Consider the following 12,201-nt stretch of genomic DNA (forward strand, 5'->3'; position numbering starts at 1 on the left):
TCCTGAAGTCATTCCACGGGCAGGAGTCCTCAGGACATGACCGAGCAGATCGGCGTCGCCGACGCCAAGCGACGGTTCTCCGAGCTGGCCGACCGGGTCGGGAACGGGGAGTCCTTCCTGATCGTCAACCGCGGGCGACCGGTGCTCGCCCTGGTGCCTCCACAGCGGCTGGCCGAGGACGAGGTGCGCCCGGTGGGGCTCGCGGCCTTTGCCGGTGCGCTCGCCGGGGAGTGGGACACGGTCGAGGACGACATGGAGGAGATCGTCTCCGCGCGCCAGTACGTCGCTGATCGACCACCGCCCGACATCTCGTGACGGCCTACTGCTTCGACACGGACATCATCAGCGCGACGATCAAGCCAACGCCACCGCTACATCTGATCCGCAGGCTGGCCACGGTGCCGGCGGCTGATCAGTTCACGACGTCGATCACCGTAGCGGAACTGGTCTACGGCGCCCGGCGATTGGGACGGGATGCGCTCACTGCGCGGGTCGAGGCTGTGGTGAGGGGGGCGCAGGCAGTGCTTCCGTTCGACACCACCGCCGCCCGCAGGTTCGGTGAGCTCAAGGCTGAGCTCGAGCGGTGCGGGGAGCGGTTGGCCGAGCCCGACCTGCGCATCGCGGCGATTGTGGTGTCCCGTGAACTCACACTCGTCACACGGAACGTCCGGCACTTCCGGCGAGTCCCGGGGCTCGTCGTCGAGAACTGGATCGACGACTAGACGATCTCTGCCGGCGCGTTCCGTTCGAGGAACCGGAGCAGCGCGTCCGCATTGGCGTCCGGGCGTGGGGCGACGATCAGGCGGTCGGCGCCCGCGTCGGCGTAGGCCCGCACGGTGGCCGGGTCGAGCCGGCGTTCCGGCGTCACCGAGACGTGCAGCGGGCGGTCCCGGCCGGCGTCCGCGGCGGCCTTGCGCAGGGCGGCGACCTGCTCGGCGGTCGACTCCGGCGAGTGCATGTAGCCGTACCAGCCGTCGGCGTCGCGAACCGCACGCCGGTGGGCCGCCGGGGCGCGGCCGCCGATCACCACGGGGAGGGGACGTTGCACGGGCCGCGGATGGGCGTCGACGCGGGCGAAGCGGACGTGCCGGCCCGTATAGGCGGGCGCCTCGGACGTCCAGAGCGCCCGCATCGCAGCGAGGTACTCGTCGGTGCGTGACCCGCGCTCGGCCATCGGCACGCCGATCGCCGTCAACTCGGGCTCCAGGTAGCCGGCGCCGATCCCGACCACGAGCCGGCCGCCGGACACCACGTCGAGGCTGACCAGCTGCTTGGCCAGGACCAGCGGGTTGCGCTGCGGCAGCACGATCACCCCGGTGCCGAGCCGCACCCGTGACGTGTGGGCGGCGAGGTGGGCGAGCAGGACGAGCGGGTCGAGGATCGGCTCGTCGGGCTCCATCGGAGACGGCGCAACGCGGGGACGGGGCACCACCACGTGCTCACCGGCCCAGAGCGAGTCGTAGCCGAGCTCCTCGGCGTGCCGGGCCACCCGAACGGCGACCGCCGGGTCGGACTGGACGGCGGCGTTGTGCAGGAACAGACCGATGGTCGGGGCACTCACACCGCCTACGGTAGGCAGCGGCGACGCATGCGAGTAGCGACATCTCGGAAGGGCTGGCATTCCCGATGGACATGGATCCGGCCGATCTGCGGTTGCTCGTCGCCGTCGCGCGGCACGGCTCGTTCACGGCCGCGGCCGGGCGGCTCGGGTACACGCAGTCGGCCGTGTCGCGCCGGGTCGCCGCGTTCGAGCGGGCCGCGGGTGTCGCCCTCTTCCAGCGCGACGCCCGCGGTGTGCGGCTCACGGCCGCGGGCGCGGTACTGCACCGGCACGCGCAGATCGTGCTGCGGGCCATGGACGATGCGGTCGCGGCGCTCGGCGCGGTCCGCGACGGCACGGCGGGGCCGCTGCGGCTCGGCGCCGTCCCCACGGCCAACGCGACGCTGGTACCACGGGCCCTTGCGCGGCTCCAGGCGGACCACCCGCAGGTGGAACCGCGATTGCGGGAGGGCGGCAGCATCGACCTGGCAGGTGCCGTCGCGACGGGCGACCTCGACATCGCGGTCGTGTTCGCCGTTCCGGTCGAACCCGCCCCGGCAGGCGTCGAACTGGTCGACCTGGTGCGTGACCCGCTGCTCGTCGCGATGCCGCGAAGCCATCGGCTGGCGGGCGCCCGCGAGGTCTGGCTCGCGGACCTGGCCGGCGAGCGCTGGGTGCAGGGCACGCCCGACATGGCCGACGAGCTGTTCGCGGTCGCGGAGCCCGCGCCCGAGCACGTGTTCCGGGTGCGCGAGTGGACCGCGAAGCAGGGGTTCGTGGCCGCGGGGCTCGGCCTCACCGTGGTCGCGTCGCTCGCCGCTGAGGGCGTGCGATCCGACGTCGTGCTGCGCCCGTTGCGCGGCGCCGGTTCGGCGCGCAGGGTGGCGGCGGTGCTCCCACGGCCCGCACCGTCCGCCGCGGCCGCACGCATGCTGGAGCTCCTGCGCGCGGTCGCCGCGGAGCTGGAAGCGATGCGCTAGCGCGAGGTCGAGGCGGCCGCGTCGATGTACCTGGTGAGGGCCTCGCGGTGGTGGGCGAGCTTGTCCATGCGCGCCTCGATGTTCTCCAGCACCTCCTGCAGGAGGACGGAGAGGCTCGGGCACGCGTCGAACCGGGGAGGCTTGCCCTCCGCACAGGGGAGCACCTCGCGGATCACCTCGGTGGGCAGGCCGGCGTCGAGCAGAGCCCGGATCTGACCGACGATCAGCGGGGCGTCCGCGGCGTAGGCGCGGTAGCCGTTCGACAGCCGCGCCGAAGTGAGCAGCCCCTGCTGCTCGTAGTAGCGCAACAATCTCGGGCTCACCGCCGTGAGCCGGGCGAGCTCACCGATCAGCATGTGACCCACTCCACGGCCGGAACATTGGACGTTGGCATCAATGTCAGAGTTTAGCGTCGGCCGCATGCAGTACACGTATCTCGGCAGAACCGGGCTGCAGGTCTCGCGGCTCGTGCTGGGCACGATGAACTTCGGACCGGACACCTCCGAGGCCGACAGCCACACCATCATGGACCGCGCACTGGACCTCGGAATCAACTTCTTCGACACGGCCAACATCTACGGCTGGAAGCTCGGCGTGGGCTGGACCGAGCAGATCGTGGGTCGCTGGCTGGCGAGGTCGGGGCGGCGGGACGAGATCGTGCTGGCCAGCAAGGTCTACGAGCCCATGGGCGAGGGGCCGAACACGCGCGGTCTCTCGGCCCGGCACATCCGCCAGCAGGTCGAGGGGTCGCTGCGCCGGTTGCAGACCGACCACCTCGATCTCTACCAGGCCCACCACGTCGACCGGCACACGCTGTGGGACGAGTTCTGGCAGGCGATGGACACCCTGGTGGCCCAGGGAAAGGTGCTCTACGTCGGGTCGTCGAACTTCGCGGGCTGGCACATCGCACAGGCGAACGAATCGGCCCGGCCGCGCAGTTCGCTGGGTCTGGTCAGCGAGCAGCACCTCTACAACCTGGCCGAACGTTCCGCGGAACTGGAGGTGTTGCCGGCCGCTCGGGACTACGGCTTGGGTTTCATCCTGTGGTCGCCGCTGTACGGCGGAATCCTGGGTGGAATCCTGCGGAAATCCCGCCGCCGCGACAGCGGCGCCGATCTCACCGCCACCCGCCTCGCCGCGAACCGGGACCGCGTCGAGGCGTACGAGTCGTTCTGCGACGAGATCGGGCACCATCCCGCCACCGTCGGACTGGCCTGGCTGCTGCGGCAGGACGGCGTGACCGGTCCGATCGTGGGCCCCCGCACGGTGGAGCACCTCGAGCACGCCCTCACCGCGCTCGACGTCGACCTCGGCCGGGCCGAGCTCGCCCGCCTCGACGAGATCTTCCCCGGACCCGGCCCGGTGCCGGAGGCCTACGCCTGGTGAGGTTCCGAGATCGGCGCAGTGAGTTCGGCGCAGTGAGATCAGCGCAGCGGCGGATGGCGGTGGAGGGCGCTGCGCGCCACCGCCAGCTCGTGCGCGACCTCGGCGGCGATGAGCTCGGCATGGAGGGCCGACTCCTCGGCGGCGTGCAACCCGAGCGCCCGGTGGCGGCGCACCAGGTCCTCGAGGGAGTTCAGCAGCCGGTCGGCGACGGAGCGACGGATGGAATCACGGGTCGGGCTGGACACGGGTGCCTCCTGGGCGGGGTGGGATCGGCCGGGGTGGAGCGAGCCGCGCGACAGCGGTCGCTCGCGTCCCGGCCGTGGTCCCGGTCCCGGCGCCTGGTCAGCACCCGTTCCCCCCTCAGTCCCGCGCCGCGACGGTGGCCGGTTCGGCGTCGGTGGCCTCGGCCGGCTCCTCGGCGGCCGCCTGCCGCAGCTTCGCGACGGCGATGGCGACGGCGGCGACCCAGATGCCGACGATCGCCAGGTAGATCGGGGTGCGGGCGCCGTCGGCGACGTCGAGTGCGCGCAGGATCGAGCGGGTGTTGGTCAGGACGATCAGCCCGCCCACCGCGGTGCCGAGCACCGGCGCGGGGATCTTGGTGACCAACCACGCCGCCACCGGGGCGGCGAGCACGCCGCCGAGGAGGAGACCGCCGATCGTCCAGGGGTCGAGCACCGTGGAACCGAGACCGAGGAGGAAGCCGATGCTGGCCGCGACGGCGACCAGGAACTCCGACGTGTCGACGGAACCGATCACGGTGCGTGGGGCGGTCTTGCCCGCGGTGAGCAGCGCGGGGGTGGCCACCGGGCCCCAGCCGCCTCCGCCGGACGCGTCGACGAACCCGGCGATCAGCCCGAGCGGTGACAGGAACTTGGAGCGGTGCGGCGAGACCCGCGCCGTCGACACCCGCGGCGGGCGCACCGAGAACCGCACCAAGATGTAGACGCCGAGCGCGAGCAGCACCCCGGACATGTACGGCGCGGCGTCCTCGGTGGACAGCGCGGACAGCACGGTGGCGCCGAGGAAGGCGCCGATCGCGCCCGGCACGCCGAGGCGCAGCACGAGCTTCCAGTCGACGTTGCCGAACCGCCAGTGCGACGCCCCGGCGGCCAGCGTGGTGCCGACCTCGGCGAGGTGCACCGACGCGCTGGCGGTTGCGGGGTTCGTGCCGGCGAGGAGCAGCAATGACGTGGACGTGACGCCGTATGCCATGCCGAGGGCCCCGTCGACGAGTTGGGCGCCGAAGCCCACGAGGGCGAAAACGATGAGGGTGCGCATGCGAAGGGGCTCCGGTGGGAGGTGGGCTGTCGGGGGAGGCAGGGCGCGCGAATACACACGGCCGCACGGCGGCCGGATCAGTTCGGCGGAGAGGAGCTCAGCAGCGACAGAACTCGTCGAACGCGTGGCAGCGCCGCGAGGGCCAGAACCGTTCGAGGTCCGGCAGGAGGCTGGCCGTCATCGACGACTCACCCGCGGAGCGAGCGGGCGGCGCAACCTGCGCGGTCGATGACACCACTCCATCGTGCGTCGTCGTCTGATCGACTACAAGCTGGTGTCCGCGCTGCGGGACCAGCCGAGAAATGTCCGGACTTCTGCAAACGCACAGGTCGGGCCGGGGTTGAAGGTCGTGGTCGACGGAAGGTGACGAGGCTCTCGCGCTCGGGATTGCAGCAAAGCCACTTTCACGCAATGAGATTGCGGGAAAGTGGCTTTGCTGCAATCTGGGCGTCGTATCGGGCGAGGATCGCGCGGGCTACATCGGGGTCGGCGCCCAGCGCGGCGGTGACGGAAGCCCCTGCCGCCGTGGCGTCGCGGATGATCCGATCGGGCAGTAGGCCCGGCGCGAGGATCCACTGGGCGACGGCGACCCGGCGGGCGCCACTGGCGCGGAGGTCGGCCACCGCCTGGGAGACCGTGGGCGCGGTCGTGGTCGCGAACGCGGCGCTGCCGCCGTGCCAGCCGAACCGGCGGGTCCAGCCGGCCACGAGATCCGCCACGGCGGCGTTGGCCGGTGCGTGCGAGGACCCGATCGCGGCGAGTACGACGCCGAGGCCCGGGTCGTGCAGCGGGCCGGTGACCGCCGACCTGCTTGCAGGGTCGGCCATCAGCGCCGCCGACCTGCTTGCAGGGTCGGCCATCAGCGTCGTCGACCTGCGTGCAGGGTCGGCCGTCAGCGCGGCGGAGAGGCGGCGCAGAGCGGCCGTCGAGAGGCCGCGGTGCCCGCCGAGCACCGGGCTGATCGTGATGTCCAGGCCGGGCAACCGGGCCGCGGCCTGGGTGACCGCGCCCGGCACGTCGACTCTCGCGTGGAACGCGTGCCCGAGCAGCAGCGGCACGACCACGGCGCTGCGGTGTCCGTCGGCGGCCACCGCGTCGAGGACGTCCGGCAGCCGGGGCGCGGACAGATCCAGGAAGGACAGCCGCACATCCAGCCCGGGCCGCTGCCGGCGCACCTCGTCGACCAGCGCGGCCACCGTGGCGGCCGAGCGCGGGTCGCGGCTGCCGTGTGCGACGGCGACGAGTGCTGAAGACATGCCTGGCGCCTACGGCGTCACCGCGAGCGGCGTGCCCACCAGCCCGGCCGCGAGGGTGTTGCCGGTGGGCGGGTCGATGAGCAGGAAGCTGCCGGTGGCGCGGATGTCGGCGTACTCGTCGACGGGCAGCGGGTCGGCCGTCCGCAGCGACGCATGCGCGATGTCGTTGATCCCCAGCTGCTCGGGGGCCGGCTCCCATGCCGGGACCTCGGAGTCGAGCGACAGCCGCTCGCCGACCGCGCCGACGATCACCGGCGTGGTGCGGGTGCCGTGTTTGAGCAGCAGCCGGGCGCCGGGGCGCAGCGGCTTCTCGGCGAGCCAGCAGAGGGTGGCGTCCAGCTCGTCGGTGACCCGCGGCGGCTCGGCGGCCGAGGCGATCACGTCGCCCCGGGAGATGTCGATGTCGTCGTCGAGCAGCACGGTGACGCTGCGGCCCGCGCTCGCAGCCGGTAGCGGCCCGTCGGCGGTCTCGACGGCGGCGACCGTGGTGCGCGCGCCACCGGGCAGCACGACCACCTCGTCGCCGGGCGAGACGGTGCCGGCCGCGATCTGACCCGCGTAGCCGCGGTAGTCGTGCAGCTCATCGCTCCTGGGACGGATCACGTACTGCACGGCCATCCGGAACGGCGCGCCGACCTCGGGGCCGGTGACCGGCACCGACTCCAGGTGCCCCAGCAGCGTGGGGCCCTCGTACCACGGCGTGCGTTCGGAGCGCTGCACGACGTTGTCCCCGACCAGCGCCGAGACCGGGATCGTCACGACGGCGTCGTCGCCGAACCCGAGCGAGCGGGCGAGGCCCGCGAAGTCCTTCGCGATCGCGTTGAGGACGCCCTCGTCGTAGTCGACGAGATCGATCTTGTTGATGGCCAGCACGAGCCGGGGGACGCGCAGCAGCGCGAGCACCGCGGCGTGCCGGCGCGTCTGCTCCACCACGCCGTTGCGAGCGTCGACGAGCAGTACGGCCAGCTCCGCGGTGGACGCGCCGGTGACCGTGTTGCGCGTGTACTGCACGTGGCCGGGGGTGTCGGCGAGGACGAACTCGCGCTTCGGGGTGCCGAAGTAGCGGTACGCGACGTCGATCGTGATGCCCTGCTCGCGCTCGGCGCGCAGCCCGTCGACCAGCAGCGACAGGTCCGGTGTCGACAGGCCCTTGTCGACCGAGGCGCGCTGCACGGCCTCGATCTGGTCGGCGAGCACCGACTTGGTGTCGTAGAGCAGCCGTCCGACCAGCGTGGACTTGCCGTCGTCCACGCTGCCCGCGGTGGCGAAGCGGAGAAGGTCGCGTGCCACCTCAGAAGTACCCTTCACGCTTGCGGTCCTCCATCGCGGCTTCCGACAGCCGGTCGTCGGCACGGGTGGCCCCGCGCTCGGTGAGCCGCGACGCCGTGACCTCGGCGATGATCTCGTCGAGCGTGGTGGCGGTGGACTCGATGGCCCCGGTGCACGAGCCGTCGCCGACCGTGCGGTAGCGCACCGACTTCTGCTCGAGCGCCTCGGCGCCGCGCGGCCCGCCCCACGGCCCCTCGGCGAGCCACATCCCGTCGCGGCGGAACACCTCGCGCTCGTGGGCGTAGTAGATCGACGGCAGCTCGATGCCCTCGCGCTGGATGTAGCGCCAGACGTCCAGCTCGGTCCAGTTGGAGATCGGGAACACGCGGACGTGCTCGCCGGGGGCGTGCCGGCCGTTGTAGAGGTTCCACAGCTCGGGGCGCTGCTTGCGGGGGTCCCAGCGGCCGAACGCGTCGCGGAGGCTCATGATCCGCTCCTTGGCCCGCGCGCGTTCCTCGTCGCGGCGCCCGCCGCCGAACACGGCGTCGAAGCGGTGCTCGTTGATCGAGTCGAGCAGTGGAACGGTCTGGAGCGGGTTGCGGGTGCCGTCCGGGCGCTCGACGAGCCTGCCGTCGTCGATCCAGTCCTGGACGTGGGCGACCTCGAGGCGCAGGCCCAACCGCTCGACGAGCCGGTCCCGGAAGTCGATGACCTCCGGGTAGTTGTGGCCGGTGTCGACGTGCAGCAGCGCGAACGGCACCGGGGCCGGCGCGAACGCCTTGACGGCGAGGTGCACCAGCAGCGTGGAGTCCTTGCCGCCGGAGAACAGGATCACCGGGCGGTCGAACTCGCCCGCGACCTCGCGGAAGATGTGGATGGCCTCGCTCTCCAGCGCGTCGAGCGCGTCGAGAGCGGGGGCAGTGGGGACGGGCAGCGTCGCGGTCATGAGACGTGCAACCCGCACTCGATCTTGCCGGTGCCCGCCCAGCGCCCGGAGCGCTTGTCGGCGCCCGGGGCAGGCTTCGCCGTGCACGGCGCGCAGCCGATCGACGGGTATCCCTCGGCGACCAGCGGGTTCACCAGCACGTTGTGCTCGGCGATGTAGGCATCCATCTCCTCGTCGGTCCACGCGGCGATCGGGTTGATCTTCACGAGGCCGAACTTCTCGTCGTAGGTGACGAGCGGGGTGTTGGCCCTGGTCGGCGCCTCGACCCGGCGCACGCCGGTGACCCAGGCGTCGTAGCGCGCCAGGGTGTTCTGCAGGGGCGCGACCTTGCGCAGGGCGCAGCACTGGTTCGGGTCGCGGGCGAACAGGTCCTTGCCGAGCAGCGAGTCCTGCTCGGCGACCGTGTGCTCCGGCGTCGCGTTGACGATCCGCACGTCGTAGACGGTCTCGACCGCGTCGCGGGTGCCGATCGTCTCGGCGAAGTGGTAGCCGGTGTCGAGGAACAGCACGTCGACGCCGGGGCGGGCCTTCGCCGCCAGCTCGACGAGCACCGCGTCCTGCATGTTCGACGCGACGATCAGGCGGTCGAACGTCGTGGCGGCCCAGTCGAGCACCTGCTGTGCCGTCGCGTCCGGGCCGAGCTCGGCGGCGCCACGCTCGGCGAGCGCGCGCAAATCGACTTCCGTGGCCACGCTCATCGACTGACCTCCGGGATTCCGATACCGATCATCTTCAGCGAGAAGGTGCGCAGGCACGCCGCGCAGTACCAGGCGCCGTGTGGCACGCGCTCGGTCTGCTCCGCGGGCCGCAGGTCCTCCTCGCCGCAGTACGGGCAGTAGAAGGGCACGGCGCGCTCAGACATTCCGATTCACTTGAGGTCCTCCTCGGCGGCCCGGGTGACCCACTGCGCGAACCGCTCGCCGTCGGTGCGCTGCTCGAGGAACCGGCGCACGACCCGGTCGACGTAGTCGCCCAGCTCGGCGCTGGTGACCTTCAGGCCGCGCAGCTTGCGGCCGAACCCGGCGTCGAGCCCGAGGCCGCCGCCCAGGTGCACCTGGAAGCCCTCGACCTGGTTGCCCTCTGCATCGGTGACGATCTGGCCCTTGAGCCCGATGTCGGCCACCTGGGTGCGGGCGCAGGCGTTGGGGCAGCCGTTGAGGTGGATGGAGATCGGCACGTCGGGGCTCACGTCCGCGAGGCGCTTCTCCAGCTCCTCGACCAGCCGGATCGCCCGCTCCTTGGTCTCGACGATCGCGAGCTTGCAGAACTCGATGCCGGTGCAGGCCATCGTGGAGCGCCGCCACGGCGACGGGTCGGACTGCAGGCCGAGTTCGTTCAGCTGCGCCTGGAGGGTGCGTACCTTCCGGTCCGGAACGTCGAGGACCACGATCTTCTGCTGCGCCGTGAGCCGCACGCGCCGGGATCCGGCGGCCTCGGCGGCGTCGGCGAGCGCCAGCAACGTGGCGCCGGAGACGCGGCCCGCCGCGGGGGCGACGCCGATGTAGTTGCGGCCGTCCTTCTGCCTGTGCACGCCGATGTGGTCGACCGGTCGCTCCTGTGCCGGCGGCGGGGGCCCGTCGATCAGCTTGCGGCCGAGGTACTCGTCCTCCAACACCTGGCGGAACTTCTCCGCGCCCCAGTCGGCCACGAGGAACTTGATGCGCGCGCGGTGACGCAGCCGCCGGTAGCCGTAGTCGCGGAAGATCGAGATGACGCCGGCCCAGACCTCGGGGACCTCGTCGAGCGGCACCCAGGTGCCCAGGCGCTGGGCGATCTTCGGGTTGGTGGACAGACCACCGCCGACCCACAGGTCGAAGCCGGGGCCGTGCTCGGGATGCACCACGCCGACGAACGAGATGTCGTTGACCTCGTGCGCCACGTCCTGCTGCCAGGAGATCGCGCTCTTGAACTTGCGCGGCAGGTTGGAGAACTGCGGGTCGCCCACCCACCGCGAGACGATCTCGTCGATCGCAGGCTTCGGGTCGATCTCCTCTTCGGCGGCGATGCCGGCCACCGGGGATCCGAGGATCACGCGCGGGGTGTCGCCGCAGGCCTCGGTGGTGAGCATGCCGAGGCCCTCGAGCTTGCTCCAGATCGCCGGCATGTCCTCGATCTGGATCCAGTGGTACTGGATGTTCTGCCGGTCGGTGACGTCTGCGGTGCCGCGGGCGTGGTCGACGGAGATCTCACCGAGCGCGCGCAGCTGCTCCGTGGTGAGTGCCCCACCGTCGAGGCGGACCCGGAGCATGAAGTAGCGGTCGTCGAGCTCCTCGGGCTCGAGCACGGCGGTGCGGCCGCCGTCGATGCCGGGGCGGCGCTGGGTGTAGAGCCCCCACCAGCGCATCCGGCCCCGCAGGTCGGCCGGGTCGATCGAGTCGAAGCCGCGCTTGGAGTAGATGTTCTCGATGCGCGCCCGGACGTTGAGGCCGTCGTCGTCCTTCTTGGTGCGCTCGTTGGGGTTGAGCGGCTCGCGGTGGCCCAGCTTCCACTGGCCTTCGCCGCGCTTGCGCTTCGCGGGTGCGGTGGTCGCACGGTCGGACGTGGTGGGGGGCAAGGCTCAAGCCTCCGGATCGCAGCCCGGCCGCGCCGCGCGGGACAGGGCGGCAGGGCTCGGCGCTGAGGTGGTGGGGTCGGGGGGCGCGAGATCAGCGAGGCCGACAGAGCGCGCTGCTCACCCGGCGCAGATCCACGTGGCGACGAGCCACGAGTCGCAGGGTCAGCGCATGCATACGTGCAAGGGTGCCACTTGTCCGGTCCACGATCCATCGGCGTCCGCATCCTGGGAGCGGGCTCACACGAGTTCAGCCGAACCGGCCCGCTGCGACCCCCTCTCGCCCTACGCTCGATTGTCGTGGCGCCGAACGAGATCGACCTCAGGGCTCGCACCCGATCCGCGCGCATCCTGCGGTCGATCGGCCACGTGTTCGCCCTGCTGGTCGCCGCGGGCTGCCTTGCCTCGTTCGTCGCCGGACCGGAGGAGATGGCCGTCCGGCTGATCGCCGGCGCCGCGGGCCTGGTGATCGCGCTCCTCTACGTCTGGGCCGTGTTCTTCCGGCGAGGGCTGCCCCGCCGGATGGTGGTGGACAACGAGGGGATCCGAGTGCTGGACGGGCGCGGGAGAAAGCTCGTGCGTCTGGCTTGGACCGAGCTTTCCGGTGTGGGCGTCATGACGAACCAGGTCGCGCTCTTCCGCAAGCGGTTCGCGGACAGCCTGGACGGGGTGGGGCCCAGCGCGGCTTCGGTCTCGATCTGGCTGGAGCTGTACCCGGCGGACGCCGACGCGGTGGCCCGGCATCCGGAGCTGAACTGGGCGTGGGGACTCGGTAAGGGCACCGCTCCGGGGGAGAAGCAGCGGTGGCTCGTGCGCATCGGTGACACGCTCGGCCAGGACTTCCCCATCGGCGATGCCGTGGAGCGGTGGCGCCCCGGCCTGTGGCGTGGACACCGATCGGGATCGCTGACGTTGGGCAGCCACGAGGCGTGGCTCTCGTACATCGCGGGGCAGGAGCGGCGGGCCGAGCCCGACGGCGAGAGCAGGTAACC

General features: G+C 71.9%; 16 protein-coding genes. 5 read left to right on the top strand and 11 right to left on the bottom strand.

The features are described 5' to 3' along the window. The first annotated feature begins 36 nt into the window (after positions 1-36). Positions 37-315 carry a type II toxin-antitoxin system Phd/YefM family antitoxin gene (locus K1T35_RS12455; RefSeq protein ID WP_220260323.1) on the top strand — a complete coding sequence of 93 codons (279 nt, stop codon included), beginning with the start codon at positions 37-39 and terminating at the stop codon, positions 313-315. Next, entirely contained in the window at positions 312-722 is a 411-nt protein-coding gene (locus K1T35_RS12460; RefSeq protein ID WP_220260324.1) for a PIN domain-containing protein, read from the top strand. Before K1T35_RS12455 ends, K1T35_RS12460 begins: the two co-directional genes overlap by 4 nt. On the opposite strand, the gene K1T35_RS12465 is transcribed toward K1T35_RS12460, so the two are convergent. Continuing rightward, positions 719-1,561: an LLM class F420-dependent oxidoreductase gene (locus tag K1T35_RS12465; protein ID WP_220260325.1), complete on the bottom strand. Its 843-nt coding sequence runs from the start codon at positions 1,559-1,561 to the stop codon at positions 719-721. The genes K1T35_RS12460 and K1T35_RS12465 overlap by 4 nt on opposite strands. 65 nt (positions 1,562-1,626) lie before the next feature. On the opposite strand from K1T35_RS12465, the gene K1T35_RS12470 reads away from it, so the two are divergent. Beyond that, positions 1,627-2,520, top strand: a complete 894-nt coding sequence (locus K1T35_RS12470) for a LysR family transcriptional regulator (protein ID WP_220260326.1) — start codon at positions 1,627-1,629, stop codon at positions 2,518-2,520. On the opposite strand, the gene K1T35_RS12475 is transcribed toward K1T35_RS12470, so the two are convergent. Next, on the bottom strand, positions 2,517-2,876 hold the full coding sequence (locus K1T35_RS12475) for a MerR family transcriptional regulator (RefSeq protein ID WP_220260327.1): 360 nt from the start codon (positions 2,874-2,876) through the stop codon (positions 2,517-2,519). The genes K1T35_RS12470 and K1T35_RS12475 overlap by 4 nt on opposite strands. 64 nt (positions 2,877-2,940) lie before the next feature. On the opposite strand from K1T35_RS12475, the gene K1T35_RS12480 reads away from it, so the two are divergent. Further along, on the top strand, positions 2,941-3,906 hold the full coding sequence (locus K1T35_RS12480; protein ID WP_220260328.1) for an aldo/keto reductase: 966 nt from the start codon (positions 2,941-2,943) through the stop codon (positions 3,904-3,906). 38 nt (positions 3,907-3,944) lie between these two features. On the opposite strand, the gene K1T35_RS12485 is transcribed toward K1T35_RS12480, so the two are convergent. From K1T35_RS12485 to K1T35_RS49755, 9 genes are all read right to left on the bottom strand, one after another. Further along, positions 3,945-4,151 carry a hypothetical protein gene (locus K1T35_RS12485; protein ID WP_220260329.1) on the bottom strand — a complete coding sequence of 69 codons (207 nt, stop codon included), beginning with the start codon at positions 4,149-4,151 and terminating at the stop codon, positions 3,945-3,947. Between the two features lie 115 nt (positions 4,152-4,266). Further along, positions 4,267-5,187: a sulfite exporter TauE/SafE family protein gene (locus K1T35_RS12490; RefSeq protein WP_220260330.1), complete on the bottom strand. Its 921-nt coding sequence runs from the start codon at positions 5,185-5,187 to the stop codon at positions 4,267-4,269. 404 nt (positions 5,188-5,591) lie between these two features. Next, positions 5,592-6,443: a sirohydrochlorin chelatase gene (locus K1T35_RS12495; protein ID WP_220260331.1), complete on the bottom strand. Its 852-nt coding sequence runs from the start codon at positions 6,441-6,443 to the stop codon at positions 5,592-5,594. Positions 6,444-6,452: 9 nt separating this feature from the next. Continuing rightward, positions 6,453-7,751 (bottom strand): sulfate adenylyltransferase subunit 1, encoded by a 1,299-nt coding sequence (locus K1T35_RS12500; protein WP_255621817.1) that lies wholly within the window; start codon positions 7,749-7,751, stop codon positions 6,453-6,455. Then, positions 7,735-8,658: a sulfate adenylyltransferase subunit CysD gene (cysD, locus tag K1T35_RS12505; protein ID WP_220260332.1), complete on the bottom strand. Its 924-nt coding sequence runs from the start codon at positions 8,656-8,658 to the stop codon at positions 7,735-7,737. The genes K1T35_RS12500 and cysD overlap by 17 nt, the downstream gene beginning before the upstream one ends. Further along, positions 8,655-9,356: a phosphoadenylyl-sulfate reductase gene (locus tag K1T35_RS12510; protein WP_220260333.1), complete on the bottom strand. Its 702-nt coding sequence runs from the start codon at positions 9,354-9,356 to the stop codon at positions 8,655-8,657. The genes cysD and K1T35_RS12510 overlap by 4 nt, the downstream gene beginning before the upstream one ends. Further along, positions 9,353-9,520 carry an Insertion element protein gene (locus K1T35_RS12515; RefSeq protein WP_220260334.1) on the bottom strand — a complete coding sequence of 56 codons (168 nt, stop codon included), beginning with the start codon at positions 9,518-9,520 and terminating at the stop codon, positions 9,353-9,355. Before K1T35_RS12515 ends, K1T35_RS12510 begins: the two co-directional genes overlap by 4 nt. 6 nt (positions 9,521-9,526) lie before the next feature. Next, on the bottom strand, positions 9,527-11,212 hold the full coding sequence (locus K1T35_RS12520; protein ID WP_220260335.1) for a nitrite/sulfite reductase: 1,686 nt from the start codon (positions 11,210-11,212) through the stop codon (positions 9,527-9,529). A gap of 91 nt (positions 11,213-11,303) precedes the next feature. After that, positions 11,304-11,387: a putative leader peptide gene (locus tag K1T35_RS49755; RefSeq protein ID WP_370645501.1), complete on the bottom strand. Its 84-nt coding sequence runs from the start codon at positions 11,385-11,387 to the stop codon at positions 11,304-11,306. Between the two features lie 122 nt (positions 11,388-11,509). On the opposite strand from K1T35_RS49755, the gene K1T35_RS12525 reads away from it, so the two are divergent. After that, positions 11,510-12,199 carry a hypothetical protein gene (locus tag K1T35_RS12525; protein WP_220260336.1) on the top strand — a complete coding sequence of 230 codons (690 nt, stop codon included), beginning with the start codon at positions 11,510-11,512 and terminating at the stop codon, positions 12,197-12,199. Positions 12,200-12,201 lie beyond the last annotated feature (2 nt).

Source organism: Pseudonocardia sp. DSM 110487 (genome assembly GCF_019468565.1).
Classification (GTDB): Bacteria; Actinomycetota; Actinomycetes; order Mycobacteriales; family Pseudonocardiaceae; genus Pseudonocardia.

Bases quoted from the DNA above. Each gene is read 5' to 3' on its own strand.
- K1T35_RS12475 (WP_220260327.1), bottom strand. From the start codon at position 2,876: ATGCTGATCGGTGAGCTCGCCCGGCTCACGGCGGTGAGCCCGAGATTG.
- K1T35_RS12510 (WP_220260333.1), bottom strand. From the start codon at position 9,356: ATGAGCGTGGCCACGGAAGTCGATTTGCGCGCGCTCGCCGAGCGTGGC.
- cysD (WP_220260332.1), bottom strand. From the start codon at position 8,658: ATGACCGCGACGCTGCCCGTCCCCACTGCCCCCGCTCTCGACGCGCTC.
- K1T35_RS49755 (WP_370645501.1), bottom strand. From the start codon at position 11,387: ATGCATGCGCTGACCCTGCGACTCGTGGCTCGTCGCCACGTGGATCTG.
- K1T35_RS12515 (WP_220260334.1), bottom strand. From the start codon at position 9,520: ATGTCTGAGCGCGCCGTGCCCTTCTACTGCCCGTACTGCGGCGAGGAG.
- K1T35_RS12480 (WP_220260328.1), top strand. From the start codon at position 2,941: ATGCAGTACACGTATCTCGGCAGAACCGGGCTGCAGGTCTCGCGGCTC.
- K1T35_RS12495 (WP_220260331.1), bottom strand. From the start codon at position 6,443: ATGTCTTCAGCACTCGTCGCCGTCGCACACGGCAGCCGCGACCCGCGC.
- K1T35_RS12455 (WP_220260323.1), top strand. From the start codon at position 37: ATGACCGAGCAGATCGGCGTCGCCGACGCCAAGCGACGGTTCTCCGAG.
- K1T35_RS12490 (WP_220260330.1), bottom strand. From the start codon at position 5,187: ATGCGCACCCTCATCGTTTTCGCCCTCGTGGGCTTCGGCGCCCAACTC.
- K1T35_RS12470 (WP_220260326.1), top strand. From the start codon at position 1,627: ATGGACATGGATCCGGCCGATCTGCGGTTGCTCGTCGCCGTCGCGCGG.